We start from the raw sequence: 17,477 nt of genomic DNA on the forward strand, positions 1-17,477 counted from the left end.
GTGTGTGCCAGTCGCTTATCAACGGGCTTTAAACCCCAGGGGCCATCAGGCTGCACACACCTTGCCAAATCTAGTCGTGGATATTTTAGACAAACTTCAGGATACAAGGGGCCGTGGTGGCCCCTTATCCCGTTCACAGGATGTGAATTATCAGAATTAGACCGGTCATACAGTGAACGGAATGACCCGCAGAGCTTAACTGACAAGCATTACGGCAATTTGCCGGCATTTTTACCTGTTATATCACTTAGCCGCGCCAGGCTTTATAACGGTTAATCAGACCGTTGGTTGAGCTGTCATGGCTGCTGATGTCTTTACCGTCCGCCAGTTCCGGCAGAATGCGGTTTGCCAGCTGTTTACCTAGCTCAACGCCCCACTGGTCGAAGGTGAAGATGTTGAGGATAGCGCCCTGGGTGAAAATCTTGTGCTCGTACAGCGCAATCAGCGCGCCGAGGCTGAACGGGGTGATTTCACGCAGCAGGATGGAGTTGGTCGGGCGGTTGCCTTCGAACACTTTGAACGGCACAACGTGGTCCAGCGTTGCCGGATCTTTGCCCTGATCACGGTATTCCTGCTCAACCACTTCGCGGGATTTACCAAACGCCAGCGCTTCGGTCTGTGCGAAGAAGTTAGACAGCAGCTTCTGGTGGTGATCGGAAAGCGGGTTGTGGGTAATGGCCGGGGCGATGAAATCGCAAGGGACCATTTTGGTACCCTGATGGATCAGCTGATAGAACGCATGCTGACCATTGGTACCCGGCTCACCCCAGATGATAGGGCCGGTCTGGTAGTCCACCGCATTGCCGTTACGGTCAACGTACTTACCGTTGGACTCCATGTTGCCCTGCTGGAAGTAGGCCGCAAAGCGGTGCATGTACTGGTCGTACGGCAGAATAGCTTCAGTTTCTGCGCCGAAGAAATTGTTGTACCAGATACCAATCAGCGCCAGCAGCACCGGCAGGTTTTTCTCCGGCGCGGTGGTGGAGAAGTGCTTGTCCATCGCATGGGCGCCGGACAGCAGCTCAACAAAGTTGTCGAAGCCGACAGACAGAATGATCGACAGGCCAATTGCGGACCACAGGGAGTAGCGACCGCCGACCCAGTCCCAGAACTCGAACATGTTGGCGGTGTCGATACCGAATTCACCCACCGCTTTACCGTTGGTAGACAGCGCGGCGAAGTGTTTCGCGACATGCTTTTCATCACCGGCGGTTTTCAGGAACCAGTCACGCGCGCTGTGGGCGTTGGTCATGGTTTCCTGGGTGGTGAAGGTCTTGGAAGCCACCAGGAACAATGTGGTTTCCGGGTTCACGTTCTTCAGCACTTCGGCAATGTGGGTGCCGTCAACGTTGGACACAAAATGCATGTTGAGGTGGTTTTTGTACGGACGCAGCGCTTCGGTCACCATGAACGGGCCGAGGTCAGAACCGCCGATACCGATGTTGACCACGTCGGTGATCGCTTTACCGGTGTAGCCTTTCCAGCTACCGGAGATAATAGCCTCCGAGAAATGCTTCATCTTTTCCAGAACGGCGTTCACTTCCGGCATCACATCTTTGCCGTCAACGATAATGGGGGTATTGCTACGGTTGCGCAGCGCCACATGCAGTACTGCACGGTCTTCAGTACGGTTGATTTTCTCACCGGAGAACATGGACTTGATGGCGTCCGCCAGGAAGGTCTCTTTTGCCAGCGCCTGCAGTTTGCTCAGGGTCTCTTCGGTGATGCGGTTTTTGGAAAAATCCACCAGCATCAAATCGTCGAACGTTGCGGAAAATTTGGAGAAACGGTCGTTATCTTTCGCAAACAGGTCGGCGATCGTAACGTCTTTCATTTCTTCGTAGTGTTTCTGTAATGCCTGCCAGGCAGAAGTCTGCGTTGGATTGATGTTTTTCATAGCAATACTCTTCTGATTTGAAAATTGTGACTTCGGTCGATTGTAGCGCCTGCAGGCAAAAATTGTGATGGTTTTTATGTCTTGCCAAAGGGGATGCCGCAAACCGCCAAAAAGCTCCGAAAAGTATAGTTGTTATAAGCGCGATTACTGAGACGAATGACGGCATGAAAAATCCGCATAATCCCAGCGTTGACAGTATCCGGCTCACATTTTATTTATGAATACGGTAGTTGCGCCTGCACCGGTTTTTGTTCTGTCCTTGTGCCATGGTCGCTATTTTCATTTCCTGACACGAGGTCGTTATGACAAATGTAGTTATCGCCAAATTTGGCGGAACCAGTGTGGCTGACTATGACGCCATGAATCGCAGCGCCGATGTTGTGCTTGCCGACGAGAACGTTCGCGTGGTGGTGCTGTCCGCCTCTGCGGGCGTGACCAATCTGCTGGTGGCGCTGGCCGAAGGGCTTGAGGCGAACGCGCGTTTCGCCAAACTCGACGCGCTACGCCAGATCCAGTTCAATATCATTGAACGCCTGCAATACCCCAACGTCATTCGCGAAGAAATTGACCGTCTGCTGGAGAACATCACGACGCTCGCGGAGGCGGCATCGCTGGCGACCTCTCATGCCCTGACTGACGAACTGGTCAGCCACGGCGAGCTGATTTCCACCCTGCTGTTTGTGGAGATCCTGCGCGAACGTCACGTTCAGGCGCAGTGGTTCGACGTGCGTAAAGTGATGCGCACCAGCAATCGCTTTGGCCGCGCCGAACCGGATATCGCCGCGCTGGCGGAACTCTCAGCCGCTCAGCTTATGCCGCGCCTGGCGGAAGGACTGGTGATTACCCAGGGCTTTATCGGCAGCGAGTCCAAAGGCCGAACCACCACGCTTGGCCGCGGCGGCAGCGACTATACCGCCGCCCTGCTCGGCGAAGCGCTGCACGCCATCCGCGTAGATATCTGGACCGACGTTCCGGGCATCTACACCACCGACCCGCGCGTCGTGCCGTCGGCACAGCGAATTGATGAAATCGCCTTTGAAGAGGCGGCGGAGCTGGCGACATTCGGCGCGAAAGTACTGCACCCGGCCACGCTGCTGCCCGCGGTACGTAGCGACATCCCGGTTTTTGTCGGCTCCAGCCGCGATCCCAAAGCCGGTGGTACGATGGTATGCAATGAAACCGCCAATCCGCCGCTGTTCCGCGCTCTGGCGCTGCGCCGCAAGCAAACCCTGCTGACGCTGCACAGCCTGAACATGCTGCACTCTCGCGGTTTCCTCGCCGAAGTCTTCGGCATGCTGGCGCGCCACAATATTTCAGTCGACCTGATAACCACCTCGGAAGTCAGCATCGCCCTGACCCTCGACACCACCGGTTCCACCTCCACCGGTGATACGCTGCTGACCCAGGCGCTGTTGACCGAGTTGTCGTCGCTGTGCCGTGTGGAAGTTGAAGAGAATCTGGCGCTGGTTGCGCTTATCGGCAATAACCTGTCGAAATCCTGCGGCGTCGGTAAAGAGGTCTTCGGCGTGCTGGAGCCGTTCAACATCCGCATGATTTGCTACGGCGCTTCCAGCCACAACCTGTGCTTCCTGGTGCCGGGTGAAGAGGCGGAAGACGTGGTGCGCAAGCTACATCACAATTTGTTTGAGTAACGCGCTTGCTTTACACTGAAGTCTCCCCTTTAAGGAGGCTTCAGGTATGGCCACACCCAGACTGACCCAAAAAGAGATGACCGCGCGCGAGCAGCGTGAACTGAAAACCCTGCTTGACCGCGCGCGCATCGCGCATGGCCGTCCGCTGACTAACGCGGAGACCAACAGTGTGAAAAAGGAGTATATCGATAAGCTGATGGCGCAGCGGGAAGCTGCGGCGAAAAAAGCCCGCCAGTTACAAAAACAGCAGGCTTATAAACCGGACGCCGAAGCGTCATTCTCCTGGTCGGCCAATACCCCGACGCGCGGCAGACGCTGACTAGCGCCCTTTCTTTTTACGCCCCGGCGAGGTAAAGCGCTTACGGTTTGCCATCTCCGCCGGGGTTTTTGCCATATTTTTCCCACTGTTGCTGGCGGGCTTTTTCACCGCCCCTGCGGGGGTTTTCGGTTTAGCCTTCGTTTTCGCTTTCGGCGTTGCCTCCGACGACGAATCTTCAATCAGCTTAAACAGTTCGATCAGTTCATCGTCGGTCAGGTCGCGCCACTCGCCCGGCGGGATACCGGCGAGACTCACGTTCATGATCCGCGTCCGCTCAAGTTTGGTGACCTCATAGCCGAAATGCTCGCACATGCGGCGAATCTGACGGTTAAGGCCCTGGACGAGCGTAATGCGAAACGCGAACGGCGCCTCTTTTTTGACTTTACACTTTTTGGTGACGGTACCGAGGATCGGCACGCCCGCGCCCATTGCGCGAATAAACTCATCGGTGACCGGCTTGTTGACGGTGACCACGTACTCTTTCTCGTGGTCGTTGCCCGCGCGCAGGATTTTATTCACCAGATCGCCGTGGTTGGTGAGGAAAATCAGCCCCTGCGAATCTTTGTCGAGACGACCGATCGGGAACACGCGTTTACTGTGGTTCACGAAGTCGACGATGTTATCGCGTTCGCCATCTTCGGTGGTGCTGACAATACCCACCGGCTTATTCAACGCAATCAGCACCAAATCATCAGCTTCTCGCGGCTCAATCAACTGACCGTTTACTTTTACAATGTCGCCTGGATTAACCTGATCGCCGATGGTGGCGCGCTTGCCGTTGATAAAAACGTTGCCTTGTTCAATAAAGCGGTCCGCTTCGCGACGCGAGCAAATCCCGCTTTCGCTGATGTATTTATTTAATCGAGTAGATGAGTCGGTCAGCATAGTTTCTCCTTTGACAGCGAAATATACCTCACCTTACTAAAAAGTGGTTTTATTCATTACCCCATTGATTGAGAAAATTGGCGATATCATCAATACGCTGCTCTGCAATGCCAGCTTCACGAGCCATCTCCTGCTGTGCTTCTTCGCTGATCTCTTCGTTATTCATTAAACGCGTAATCAGCAGCTGAAAGTAATGCGCCAGGCAATCACGCTCGGACTCTTTCACCGCTTCGGCGCATTCCGTCGAATACTCATCAACGATGTCATAATATTTCAGCGGTATTTCAGTGTTCATCGGTCATCTCCGGGGTTGTTAGCATCTGCGCTTTCTGGTCGCGATGATAGCATTCAGCTTACCTGCAGCGTGAGCCATATCAGCGCCTTCGCATCGAGCCGGTGATAGAATTCACACATCAAATGCTACTATTAACAGGAAAAAAAGATGGAACTGCTGCTACTGAGTAACTCCACGCTGCCGGGTAAAGCCTGGATGGAACATGCGCTGCCGCTGATTGCCGGCCAGGTCAATGGTCGCCGCTCGGCAGTGTTTATCCCCTTCGCCGGGGTGACGCAAACCTGGGATGACTATACTGCCAAAGCCGCTGCGGTAATGGCGCCGATGGGGGTGACCGTGACGGGGATCCACAGCGTCACGGACCCTATCGCCGCAATTGAAAGCACCGAGATGGTGATTGTCGGCGGGGGTAACACCTTCCAGTTGCTGAAAGAGTGCCGGGTGCGCGGTCTGCTGGCGCCGATTGTCGATGTGGTCAAACGTGGCGCGCTGTACATCGGCTGGAGCGCAGGCTCCAACCTCGCCTGTCCGACCATCCGGACCACCAACGATATGCCGATTGTCGATCCGCAAGGCTTTGATGCGTTGGGTCTGTTCCCACTACAGATTAATCCACACTTCACTAATGCATTGCCAGAAGGCCACAAAGGCGAAACGCGCGAACAGCGCATTCGCGAACTGCTGGTTGTTGCGCCGGATCTGACGGTAATTGGTCTGCCGGAAGGTAACTGGATTAAGGTCAGCAAAGGCCAGGCCGTGCTCGGCGGCCCGAACACAACTTATGTGTTCAAAGCCGGTGAAGAGGCGGTTCCCCTTGAGGAGGGCCACCGTTTTTAGCGGAGGTTCTCTGGCGTGCCTGATGGCGTCATATCAGGCACCCGATTTTATTAATAATCATCCCGGTCGTCGTCTTCGTCCGGTTGCTCCATCACGCTATAGGCGACCGCACAGAACAGGGAGTTAAGACGTTTCATATCGCCCAGCAGGCCGAGGTGCAGCGAGCTGGTTTCAATGCTCTGTACGTTTTGCTGGTGCAGCCGGTCAACGTGAGCGTGAGAGTAGCGGCGGTTCATGATACGAAAACGGTGCTTATTGCGGCGCAGGCGACGGGCGCTGGCGACATCGCCGGAGAAGAACACCGACATGGCCAGTTGCAGGTTGCTGAGCAGTTGAGCGTACAGCGCATCAAGCTCCTTCATACCGTCGACGGAAAACGCGCGGCGCGCGGCAAGGGACTTATCGGCAATCTCGCTGCCCATCCGCTCAACGATATCCGAGGCCTGTTCCAGGTTCAGCGACATCTCGATAATCTCCGCCCAGCGACGGGATTCCTCCTCCGCCAGCTCATCTTTTGGCATCCTCGCCAGGTAGAGCTTGATCGCGGTATAGAGCACGTTGATGTCATCGGCGATTTTACGCAGCTCTTTCTCTTCACGCGATTCGCCGTGAATGATTTTACTCAGGCCATCCATCATCGTTTCCATCGCATCCCCAATACGCAGCGTTTCCCGTGCGGCATTGGCCAGCGCCAGCGTTGGCGTATCCAGCGCGGTGACGTCAAGATGCTTGGGTTTGAGCCGCGCATCAAGCTCGGGCTCATCACGAATCATCTGTTTGCAAAAGCGCGCCATCGGCTCGGCGAACGGCACCATCGCCAGACAGCGCAACAGGTTGTAAAACACGTGAAAATAGATAACCAGCTCGGAATTCTCCACCGGCAGCTTGCTTAAGGTATCCGCCAGGATATGCACAAACGGCAGCACAATCAGGCCGCCCACCAGCTTAAACAGCAGGCTGCCGAGCGCCACGCGCCGGGCGGCGGCGTTGGCGGCGCTGTTGTTAAGCATCGCCAGCAGCCCGGAACCGAGGTTGGCGCCGATCACCAGACACAGCGCGACCGGAAACGAGATAACCCCCGTTGCGGTTAATGTCGCCGTCAGCAGCACGGCGGCAAGGCTCGAATAAGTGATGACGGCGAACATCGCGCCGATCAGCGCATCCAGCATGATATCGCCGGTCAGCGAGGCGAAAATAACCTGCACGCCGTTGGTCTGGGTGATGGGATGCACCGCCTGGACGATAAGCTCAAGCGCCAGCAAAATAAGCCCCAGACCGATGCCCACGCGTCCCAGTTGCCCCGCGCGGGTTTGCTTACGGCCAAGGAAGAAAATCACGCCGATAAAAATCAGCAGCGGCGAAAGCCATGACAAATCGAAGGTGAGCACACGCGCCATCAGCGCGGTCCCCACGTCTGCCCCCAGCACAATTACCAGCGCAGGCGTGAGCGCGACCAGATCCTGAGCCACAAATGAGGTCACCAGCATGGTGGTGGCATTACTGCTTTGCACCAGCGCCGTGACGCCGATACCGGCGCAGAAGGCCAGCGGTTTTTTCTCAACGCTACTACTCAGGACCGTGCGCAGGCGGGCGCCAAAGACGCGCATCACGCCAGTACGCACAATGTGGGTGCCCCACACCAGCAGGGCGACAGCAGAAAGCAGGTGCAACAGAGTCAACACGGAGTCTGGTTCTCCTTATCGTTATTGTTTTCCCGGGCTTCCCTTCGCCCTCTCCAGCAGAGGGCGAGGAAAACGGCGTCCTTCCAGTATAAGGGTTTAACGTCAACAAAGAGACAAGGCACCGCAGAGGTGCCTTGTTTGTTGTAAGGAAAAATGACCGTTATGTGACAGAGAAGCGCTTAATCGGCGTCATACCCGAGGTTTGGCGCAAGCCAACGCTCCACCTCCGACACGCTCATGCCTTTGCGGAAGGCGTAGTCTTCTATCTGATCGCGCTGCAGCTGCGCCACGGCAAAGTATTTGCTGTCCGGATGGCTGAAATACCAACCGGAGACCGACGCTCCTGGCCACATGGCGAAGGACTCGGTCAGCTTCATCCCGGTGTGGGTTTCCACATCCAGCAGTTGCCAGATGGTGCCTTTCTCGGTGTGCTCCGGACAGGCGGGATACCCCGGCGCCGGACGAATTCCGTGGTAGTTCTCGCGGATGAGCTCGTCGTTGCTCAGGTTCTCGTTGGCCGCATAACCCCAGTGCACTTTACGCACGCGCTCGTGGAGATACTCAGCAAAGGCCTCCGCCAGGCGGTCAGCAATCGCTTTGACCATGATCTTGTTGTAATCATCGTGCTGCGCGTCAAACGCGTCCGCCAGCGCGTCCTCTTCGAGGCCGCCGGTCACGGCAAACGCGCCGAGGTAATCAGCCTTACCTGAGAGCTTTGGCGCGACAAAATCCGCCAGACAGTAGTTAGCGAACCCGACCTTTTCGGTCTGCTGGCGCAGGTGGCGGCTGACCGCCAGCACATGGGTACGGGTCTCGTCGCGGTAGATTTCGATGTCGTCGCCCACCCGGTTCGCCGGGAACAACCCGACGACGCCGCGCGGATTCAGCGTTTTTTCGGCGCTGAGCGTGTCCAGCATCGCATTAGCATCGTGGAACAGGCGCTGCGCCTCCTCGCCGACAATCTCATCTTCCAGAATGCGCGGGTATTTGCCCGCCAGCGACCAGGTCATAAAGAACGGCGTCCAGTCGATATAGTTACGCAGCGTTTCGATGCTGGCGCTAACCTCCTGCACGCCGAGACGATGAGCGACTGGCGGCGTGTAATTGGCCCAGTCGAAGGCCAGATCGTTATCCCGTGCCGCCTGTAACGTTACCGGCGGCGTGCGCGGCTTTTTACGACCATGCTGGATGCGGACGGTTTCGTACTCTTTGCGGGTGCGCGCGACAAAGTCGTCGCGCTGGGTGTCCGACAGCAGCGCAGCGACCACGCCCACGGTGCGCGAGGCGTTTTGCACGTAGACCGTCGGCCCGCTGTAGTTCTGCTCAATCTTCACCGCGGTGTGCGCTTTGGACGTCGTCGCGCCGCCAATCAGCAGCGGGATGGTAAAGCCCTGACGCTCCATCTCTTTCGCCACATTGACCATCTCGTCGAGTGACGGCGTAATCAGCCCGGAAAGGCCAATCAGATCCGCATTCACCTCACGGGCGGTTTTCAGGATTTTCTCCGTCGGCACCATCACGCCAAGATCGACAATCTCGTAGTTATTACACTGCAGCACCACGCCGACGATATTCTTGCCGATGTCGTGCACATCGCCCTTCACCGTGGCGATCACCATCTTGCCGTTGCTTTTGCCCTTCTCTTTGCTGGCTTCAATAAACGGCTCAAGATACGCCACGGCCTGCTTCATCACGCGGGCGGACTTCACCACCTGCGGCAGGAACATTTTGCCCTCGCCAAACAGATCGCCGACCACGTTCATGCCATCCATCAGCGGCCCTTCGATCACCTCAATCGGCCGCGCAGCCTGCTGACGGGCTTCTTCGGTATCCTGCTCAATAAACTCGGTGATGCCTTTGACCAGCGAGTATTCCAGACGTTTTTTCACCTCCCAACTGCGCCATTCGGCCTGCTGGGCGTTGGCGCCGTCGTCAGCTTTGCTGCTGCGGTATTTCTCCGCCAGCTCCAGCATCCGCTCGGTAGCGTCGTCCCGGCGGTTGAGGATCACGTCCTCAACGCCGTCGCGCAGCTCGGCAGGCAGGTCGTCGTAAATCGCCAGCTGTCCGGCGTTGACGATCCCCATGTCCATGCCGTTACGAATGGCGTAGTAGAGGAACACCGCGTGGATGGCTTCGCGTACCGGGTCGTTGCCGCGAAACGAGAATGACACGTTCGACACACCACCGGAAATCAGCGCATGCGGCAACTCGCGTTTGATGTCTTCGCAGGCGCCGATAAAGTCGACCGCGTAGTTATTATGTTCTTCGATGCCGGTCGCAACGGCAAAGATGTTCGGATCGAAGATGATGTCTTCCGGCGGGAAGCCCACCTCTTTAGTCAAAATGTTGTACGCGCGGCGGCAAATCTCAATTTTACGCTCGCGGGTATCGGCCTGACCGACTTCATCAAAGGCCATCACCACCACGGCGGCGCCATAACGGCGCACCAACTTCGCATGGTGGATAAACGGCTCAACGCCCTCTTTCATTGAGATGGAGTTGACGATGCCTTTACCCTGGATACACTTCAGCCCTTTCTCGATGACCTCCCACTTCGAGGAGTCGATCATAATCGGTACCCGGGCGATATCCGGCTCACCGGCAATGAGGTTAAGGAAACGCACCATCGCCGCTTCGGCGTCGAGCATCCCCTCATCCATGTTGATATCAATAATCTGCGCGCCGCTTTCCACCTGCTGGCGGGCAACGTCCAGCGCTTCGTTATATTTCTCTTCTTTAATCAGACGTTTGAATTTCGCCGAACCGGTCACGTTGGTACGCTCGCCGACGTTAACAAACAGGCTGTCATCGCCGATGGTCAGCGGCTCCAGGCCCGCAAGACGGCAGGCGACCGGGATCTCCGGAAGCGGGCGCGGCGCCAGCCCTGCGACGACGCGACTCATGGCCGCAATATGTTGCGGGGTGGTGCCGCAGCAACCGCCGACAATGTTCAGGAAACCGGCTTCGGCCCATTCGCGAATTTGAAGCGCCATGGTATCGGCGTCGAGATCGTATTCGCCGAAGGCGTTCGGCAGACCGGCGTTCGGGTGCGCAGTGACATAGCAGTCGGCGATACGCGACAGCTCCTGCACATACTGGCGCAGTTCATCCGGGCCCAGCGCGCAGTTCAGACCAAAAGTGAGCGCATCGGCGTGGCGCAGGGAGTTATAAAACGCCTCCGTCGTCTGACCGGAAAGCGTACGCCCGGAGGCATCGGTAATGGTGCCGGAAATCATAATCGGCAGCTCAATGCCCAGCGCCTCGAATTCCGCTTTTACCGCGAAAATCGCGGCCTTGGCGTTGAGCGTATCGAAGACCGTTTCAATCAGAATGAGGTCCGACCCGCCTTCCACCAGCGCTTTGGTGGATTCACGGTAAGCCGCCACCAGCTGATCGAAGGTGATGTTGCGATACGCCGGGTCGTTTACGTCCGGAGAGATCGACGCGGTGCGGTTGGTCGGGCCGAGAACCCCTGCCACATAGCGCGGTTTGTCCGGCGTACGGGCGGTCCATTCATCAGCGCAGGCGCGCGCCAGCTGCGCCGCCGCGAAGTTGATTTCCGCCGACAGGGATTCCATCCGGTAATCCGCCATGGCGATGGTGGTCGAGTTGAAGGTGTTGGTTTCGATGATATCCGCGCCCGCCTCAAAATAGGCGTTATGGATAGCGCTAATCACCTCCGGCTTGCTGAGCACCAACAGGTCGTTGTTGCCTTTCAAATCGCAGGACCAGTCCGCAAAGCGCGCGCCGCGGAAATCCTCTTCAGTCAGACGGTAGCCCTGGATCATGGTGCCCATGCCCCCGTCCAGAACCAGAATTCGTTCTTTTAACTGCGCATGCAGTTGTTCTGTTTTGCTGCTCACACGTGCTCCCGACAACGCTCAACCAGGCCAAAAGGCTGCGAGTCATACTGGCACAAACTGGCGGGGTGGAAAAGTCACTCAGCGGTAACATGAGACATGTTCACATTCACTCCTCCGATCAGTCTGAATAACGGTTGCAAAACCACCAAATAAAACGAAAATGATTTCCACGATACAGAAAAGGAGCCAGCCATGGTTGCTACCGTTCCCGCGAAACGCGGCAGAAAACCGGCCCCCGCCGCCGCTCAACAGGGCGGGCAAGTTCAGTCGCTGACCCGCGGATTAAAACTGCTGGAATGGATTGCCGAATCCCATGGCAGCGTTGCGCTGACAGAACTGGCGCAGCAGGCCGGGCTGCCGAACTCCACGACCCACCGTCTGCTGACGACCATGCAGCAGCTGGGTTTTGTGCGCCAGATCGGCGAACTGGGTCACTGGACGGTTGGCGCTCACGCGTTTATTGTCGGCAGCAGCTTCCTGCAAAGCCGCAACCTGCTGGCCATTGTTCACCCTATCCTGCGTAAACTGATGGAAGACTCCGGCGAGACGGTAAACCTCGCGGTGCTCGACCAGAGCGATCATCAGGCCATCATTATCGACCAGGTGCAATGTACGCAGCTGATGCGCATGTCCGCGCCGATTGGCGGCAAGCTGCCGATGCACGCCTCCGGGGCGGGAAAAGCGTTTTTATCGCAGCTGAGCGAAGAACAGGTGACGGGGTTGCTGCACCGCAAGGGCCTGCATGCCTACACCCACGCCACGCTGGTGTCGCCGGTGCATCTGAAGGAAGATTTAGCCCTGACGCGCAAGCGCGGCTATTCCTTTGATGATGAAGAGCACGCCCTTGGCCTACGCTGCATCGCGGCCTGCATTTTTGACGAGCACCGCGAGCCGTTTGCCGCCATTTCTATTTCCGGCCCCATTTCGCGGATGACCGACGACCGGGTGACCGAGCTTGGCGCGCTGGTGATTAAGGCGGCGAAAGAGGTGACGCTGGCGTATGGTGGGATTCGTTAAACCGCACGCTAAACCGCTGCTTGCGGCGGTAAGCGTACACATCCTCGACATACCCGTTCTTAATCCGCGTTTGCAGCCCGCGCCAGTAGCTGGCATGAAACAGGTCGTCGTGCATCTCTTCAAATAACGGCCCAATGCGCGGATCGGCGCACAGCCAGTGGCGAAACTCTTCCGGGAAGACGTCGCCGGGCGAGACGCTGTACCACGGCTCGCCGGAGAGTTCATCTTCCGGATAGCGCGGCGGCGGGATATCGCGGAAATTCACCTCGGTCATATAGCAAATTTCGTCATAGTCGTAGAACACCACGCGCCCGTGCCGGGTGACGCCAAAGTTTTTAAACAACATATCGCCAGGAAAAATGTTGGCGGCGGCGAGCTGGCGGATGGCGTTGCCGTACTCTTCAATCGCATCCCGTAGCGCCTGGCCGTCTGACTGCTCCAGCCAGATATTGAGCGGCACCATCCGGCGCTCGATGTAGAGATGGCTGATCGCGATTTTGTCGCCCAGATCGGTGATTTTCCCCGGCGCTTCTTGCAGTAACAGCGTCATTAACGTCGGGTCGATCTGCTGCTTATCCAGCACAAAGTTTTCGAATTCCTGGGTATCCGCCATTCGCCCGACGCGATCGTGCTCTTTGACCAGCTGATAGCAGGCGCGAACATGGGCGGCGGTCATCTCCTTCTGCGGCGCAAATTTATCTTTAATCACCTTAAACACACGGTCAAAGCCCGGCAGCGTGAAGACCAGCATCACCATGCCGCGAATGCCCGGCGCTTCGATAAATTGCTCATCGGCGCTGGCGATATAGTGCAGATATTCCCGGTAGCTTTCGGTTTTAGCATGCTTCTGACAGCCAATCGCCATATACAGCTCGGCGGTGGTTTTACCCGGCAGGATTTCCCGCAGCCACTCCACAAGGGCCGCAGGCAGCGGGGCATACACCATAAAATAGGAGCGGGCGAAACCAAACACAATGCTGGCTTCTGCGCTGGTTGTCAGGCAGGTGTCGACAAACAGCTCGCCGTCATCGGTACGGTGAATGGGCAACAGAAACGGGACGATGGCCGATGGCGTGACCAGCTTGCCAACCAGCCAGGCCGCTTTATTACGGTAAAAAAGCTCATTCGCGACCTGCAAATGGCTGTGTCTGAGCACCTCTTCGCCGAAGGTCTCGTTAAGATGCGCGATGATAAAACCGATATCCCGGGTTTTATTCTGCCAGGGCAAGCGCAGCGGCAAATCGGTTAACACGCGATGAAGCAAAGGTTCCCAGCCGTTGTCGGGAAAGAAATCCTTTGCCAGTGGACGCGGAATGGTGCGAAAACGCCGCTCCGGCTGCGAGCTGAAAATAAACAGCCGCTCAGGCGTCAGCGAGCGGTGGTCAAACAACCGGCAATAGACGGAGTTGAAAAAGCTCTCCGCGATTTCGAAGCGCGGGTAGTCGGGTAATAAATGGGTGTAGTGCTCTTTAACCCGCAGCAAAAATACCGCATCGGGGCTTTTGCCGTCGGTAATACAGCGCAATTGCTCCACCACCAGGCCGACGTGGTGATCGTAGAGGTGGATACGCTGCTTCATGGCCTGCTGTACGGCGTGCCAGTCAGCATGTTCAAAACGCTGCTGCGCGCCGGACGTGACTTCCAGAAATCGTCCATACTGGGCATCGAAGCCCTGCAGTATGGTTTGTGCAATCAGTAATTCAAGGCCTCGCGACATCAATTCCCCCTCACCCAGCCCTCTCCCCAAGGGGGAGAGGGGGAAAATATCAGAACTGTGTTTCTTCCGTCGAACCGGTCAATGCGGTTACCGAGGAGGCGCCGCCCTGAATGATGGTGGTAACCTTATCGAAGTAGCCGGTGCCCACTTCCTGCTGGTGCGAAACGAAGGTGTAACCTTCTTTCCCTGCGGCGAACTCCGGTTGCTGCACCTTCTCAACGTAGTGCTTCATCCCTTCGCCCTGGGCGTAGGCGTGCGCCAGGTCGAACATGTTGAACCACATGCTGTGAATACCTGCCAGCGTGATGAACTGGTACTTGTAGCCCATGTCCGACAGTTGCTGCTGGAAGCTGGCGATGGTTTTATCGTCCAGATTTTTCTGCCAGTTGAAGGACGGCGAGCAGTTGTAGGCCAGCAGCTTGCCCGGAAATTTAGCGTGGACAGCGTCAGCAAAGCGTTTCGCCAGCGCCAGATCCGGCGTGGAGGTCTCGCACCATACGAGATCAGCATATGGCGCGTAGGCCAGACCGCGGCTGATAGCCTGCTCAATGCCCGCATGCGTACGGTAAAATCCTTCGCTGGTACGCTCGCCGGTGATGAATTCACCGTCGTATGGGTCGCAGTCGGAGGTGATCAGATCGGCCGCGTCCGCATCGGTACGCGCAATCAGCACCGTCGGAACCCCCATGACGTCCGCCGCCAGACGGGCAGCGACCAGCTTCTGAATCGCTTCCTGCGTCGGCACCAACACTTTGCCGCCCATATGACCGCATTTTTTCACCGACGCCAGCTGGTCTTCGAAGTGAACAGCCGCTGCACCGGCTTCAATCATCGATTTCATCAGCTCAAAGGCGTTCAGCACGCCGCCGAAACCCGCTTCCGCATCGGCGACGATCGGCAGGAAGTAGTCGACAAAACGCGGATCGTTCGGCTCAATACCGGAAGACCACTGGATCTGATCGGCGCGACGGAAAGTATTGTTGATCCGATCCACCACCGCAGGTACCGAGTTTGCCGGGTAGAGCGATTGATCCGGGTACATGCTGGAGGCAAGGTTGGCGTCCGCCGCCACCTGCCAGCCGGAGAGGTAGACCGCCTCAATGCCCGCCTTTGCCTGTTGCAGCGCCTGGCCGCCAGTCAGTGCGCCAAGGCTGTTGATGTAGCCTTTTTTCGCATCGCCGTGCAGCAGACGCCACATTTTTGCCGCGCCCATCTGCGCCAGCGTGTGCTCCGGGTTTACGGAGCCGCGTAATTTCACCACTTCCTCCGCGCTGTACGGACGACGAATGCCTTCCCAGCGCGGTTGAGTCCACTCTTTTTGCAGTTCTTCAATTTGTTGAGTACGGGTTTTCATGTGCAAATGCTCCATTGTGTTAAGTGGTGAATTTACGCAAGCAGGCGATAGCCTGGCAGGGTGAGGAAGTCGATTAAGTCGTCAGAGGTGGTAATCTGCTCCATCAGGCGCGCGGCGTCGTCAAAACGGCCGCTGCTGAAGCGGTGCTCGCCGAGCTCGTCCTGAATCACCAACATCTCTTCAGCCAGCATCTGGCGGAACAGCGCTTTGGTCACCGGTTTACCATTGCTCAGGGTCTTCTCGTGGTGGATCCACTGCCAGATAGAAGTACGGGAGATTTCCGCCGTCGCCGCATCCTCCATCAGGCCGTAAATCGGCACACAGCCGTTGCCGGAGATCCACGCCTCGATGTACTGCACAGCGACGCGAATATTGGCGCGCATACCCTCTTCGGTGCGCTCGCCCTCGCACGGCGCCAGCAGTTGTTCGGCGGTCATCGGCGCATCGTCGTCACGGGTGACGAACAGCTGGTTTTTGTTCTCGCCCAGCACCTGGTTAAAGACCGCCATCGCGGTATCCGCCAGCCCCGGATGCGCAATCCAGGTCCCGTCGTGACCGTTATTGGCTTCCAGCGCTTTATCAGCTTTCACCTTGCTGAGCACCTGATTGTTACGCTCGCTATCTTTGCTGGGGATAAACGCCGCCATGCCGCCCATCGCAAATGCGCCGCGCTTGTGGCAGGTTTTGATCAGCAGACGCGAATAGGCGCTGAGGAACGGCTTGTCCATGGTCACAACCTGTCTGTCGGGCAGGACACGGTCAGGATGATTTTTCAGAGTTTTGATATAGCTGAAGATGTAGTCCCAGCGGCCGCAGTTCAGGCCGACGATATGATCGCGCAGCGCGTGCAGGATCTCATCCATCTGGAAAACAGCTGGCAGCGTTTCAATCAGCAGTGTTGCTTTGATCGTGCCGCGCGGCAGATTGAAGCGGTCTTCGGTATAGCTGAACACGTCGCTCCACCAGGCCGCTTCCTGCCAGGCCTGCGTTTTTGGCAGATAGAAATAGGGACCGCTGCCTTTCGCCAGTAACGCTTTGTAGTTGTGGAAAAAGTAGAGCGCGAAATCAAACAGACTGCCGGGAATCGCTTCATTGCGCCAGGTGACATGTTTTTCAGGCAGATGCAGGCCGCGCACGCGGCAAACGAGGATCGCCGGGTCAGGCTGAAGCTGGTAAATTTTTCCGGCTTCGTTGGTGTAGCTGATGGTACCGTTCACCGCATCACGCAGGTTTATCTGTCCATCGATGACTTTGTCCCAGTTAGGCGCCAGTGAATCTTCGAAATCCGCCATAAAGACTTTAACGTTAGCATTCAGCGCGTTAATCACCATTTTGCGCTCTACAGGGCCGGTAATTTCCACGCGACGGTCGAGCAAATCTTCAGGAATACCGCGAATTTTCCATTCACTATTCCTAATGGAAGCTGTTTCCGAAAGAAAATCAGGCAGTATCCCGTCATCAATATCCTGCTGCTGCTGAATGCGCGCCGCCAGCAGTTTGTTGCGTTTCGGCGTAAAGCGCGTCACCAGTTCGCTCAGAAACTCAACCGCTTCGGGCGTCAAAACCTGTTGTTCCTGCTGGCCGAAGGGCTGACTGAAGGCCAGTTCTTCGATCGTTGTCGTCTGTTGTGTCATTACGCGGCTCCTCGTCGTTGATCCAAAGTCACTCCCCAACGCGAACGAAAGATCGTTGTGTAGTTTTCGCTCAGCAGGATTAAGCCTACGCAATTATTTTTCAAAATCAAAAACAATTTCCATTTTCAAAAATAAAATAATGTAACTACATGATAAATAAAATATTAAATTTTATTATGAGTATGGTTTTAGATTCGTAAATAAAAAAGGCACCCGAAGGTGCCTGAAATGGAGTGCTGAATCGCTTTACGGCGACACGAGCGGGAGATTAATCCAGCGTAGGGTTCATATGGCGCAGATCGTACGGTGTGATCTGGTAGACGTA

Annotated in this window: 12 protein-coding genes; 4 read left to right on the forward strand and 8 right to left on the reverse strand. The window is 56.5% G+C overall.

The features are described from left to right. Window positions 1-247: 247 nt before the first annotated feature. Window positions 248-1,897, reverse strand: a complete 1,650-nt coding sequence (pgi, locus tag JO226_RS12005; RefSeq protein ID WP_293585971.1) for a glucose-6-phosphate isomerase — start codon at window positions 1,895-1,897, stop codon at window positions 248-250. Between the two features lie 302 nt (window positions 1,898-2,199). On the opposite strand from pgi, the gene lysC reads away from it, so the two are divergent. Beyond that, window positions 2,200-3,549 (forward strand): lysine-sensitive aspartokinase 3, encoded by a 1,350-nt coding sequence (lysC, locus tag JO226_RS12010; RefSeq protein ID WP_293585972.1) that lies wholly within the window; start codon window positions 2,200-2,202, stop codon window positions 3,547-3,549. A gap of 46 nt (window positions 3,550-3,595) precedes the next feature. Further along, window positions 3,596-3,868: a DUF3811 domain-containing protein gene (locus tag JO226_RS12015; protein WP_293585973.1), complete on the forward strand. Its 273-nt coding sequence runs from the start codon at window positions 3,596-3,598 to the stop codon at window positions 3,866-3,868. On the opposite strand, the gene rluF is transcribed toward JO226_RS12015, so the two are convergent. Together rluF and JO226_RS12025 are read right to left on the reverse strand one after the other, a co-directional pair. Continuing rightward, the gene (gene rluF, locus JO226_RS12020) at window positions 3,869-4,753 is read right to left on the reverse strand and encodes a 23S rRNA pseudouridine(2604) synthase RluF (RefSeq protein WP_293585974.1); all 885 of its coding nucleotides are present in this window, start codon (window positions 4,751-4,753) and stop codon (window positions 3,869-3,871) included. A gap of 49 nt (window positions 4,754-4,802) precedes the next feature. After that, window positions 4,803-5,048, reverse strand: a complete 246-nt coding sequence (locus JO226_RS12025) for a YmjA family protein (protein ID WP_293585975.1) — start codon at window positions 5,046-5,048, stop codon at window positions 4,803-4,805. A 147-nt stretch (window positions 5,049-5,195) separates the two neighbouring features. Here JO226_RS12025 and pepE point away from each other — a divergent pair, with 147 nt between their 5' ends. Then, window positions 5,196-5,885, forward strand: a complete 690-nt coding sequence (gene pepE, locus JO226_RS12030) for a dipeptidase PepE (protein ID WP_293585976.1) — start codon at window positions 5,196-5,198, stop codon at window positions 5,883-5,885. A 50-nt stretch (window positions 5,886-5,935) separates the two neighbouring features. Here pepE and JO226_RS12035 read toward each other — a convergent pair whose 3' ends face one another. Both JO226_RS12035 and metH read right to left on the reverse strand, forming a co-directional pair. Next, window positions 5,936-7,567: a Na/Pi cotransporter family protein gene (locus JO226_RS12035; RefSeq protein ID WP_293585977.1), complete on the reverse strand. Its 1,632-nt coding sequence runs from the start codon at window positions 7,565-7,567 to the stop codon at window positions 5,936-5,938. 179 nt (window positions 7,568-7,746) lie between these two features. Then, window positions 7,747-11,430, reverse strand: coding sequence for a methionine synthase (gene metH, locus JO226_RS12040; protein ID WP_293585978.1), 3,684 nt, complete (start codon window positions 11,428-11,430; stop codon window positions 7,747-7,749). Between the two features lie 192 nt (window positions 11,431-11,622). On the opposite strand from metH, the gene iclR reads away from it, so the two are divergent. Then, entirely contained in the window at window positions 11,623-12,447 is an 825-nt protein-coding gene (gene iclR, locus JO226_RS12045) for a glyoxylate bypass operon transcriptional repressor IclR (RefSeq protein WP_293585979.1), read from the forward strand. Here the strand turns inward: iclR and aceK are convergent. From aceK to aceB, 3 genes are read right to left on the reverse strand one after another with little or no spacing between them, the layout of a single operon-like run. After that, the gene (gene aceK, locus JO226_RS12050; RefSeq protein ID WP_293585980.1) at window positions 12,401-14,164 is read right to left on the reverse strand and encodes a bifunctional isocitrate dehydrogenase kinase/phosphatase; all 1,764 of its coding nucleotides are present in this window, start codon (window positions 14,162-14,164) and stop codon (window positions 12,401-12,403) included. The two genes, iclR and aceK, sit on opposite strands and share 47 nt — an antisense overlap. A 49-nt stretch (window positions 14,165-14,213) precedes the next feature. Continuing rightward, a complete protein-coding gene (gene aceA / locus JO226_RS12055) occupies window positions 14,214-15,518 on the reverse strand; it encodes an isocitrate lyase (protein ID WP_293585981.1) in 1,305 nt (434 codons plus the stop codon). Between the two features lie 32 nt (window positions 15,519-15,550). Next, on the reverse strand, window positions 15,551-17,152 hold the full coding sequence (aceB, locus tag JO226_RS12060) for a malate synthase A (RefSeq protein WP_293585982.1): 1,602 nt from the start codon (window positions 17,150-17,152) through the stop codon (window positions 15,551-15,553). Window positions 17,153-17,477: the final 325 nt, after the last annotated feature.

The sequence above is a fragment of the Pluralibacter sp. genome (assembly GCF_019237635.1).
In the GTDB taxonomy this organism is placed as follows: domain Bacteria; phylum Pseudomonadota; class Gammaproteobacteria; order Enterobacterales; family Enterobacteriaceae; genus Enterobacter_B.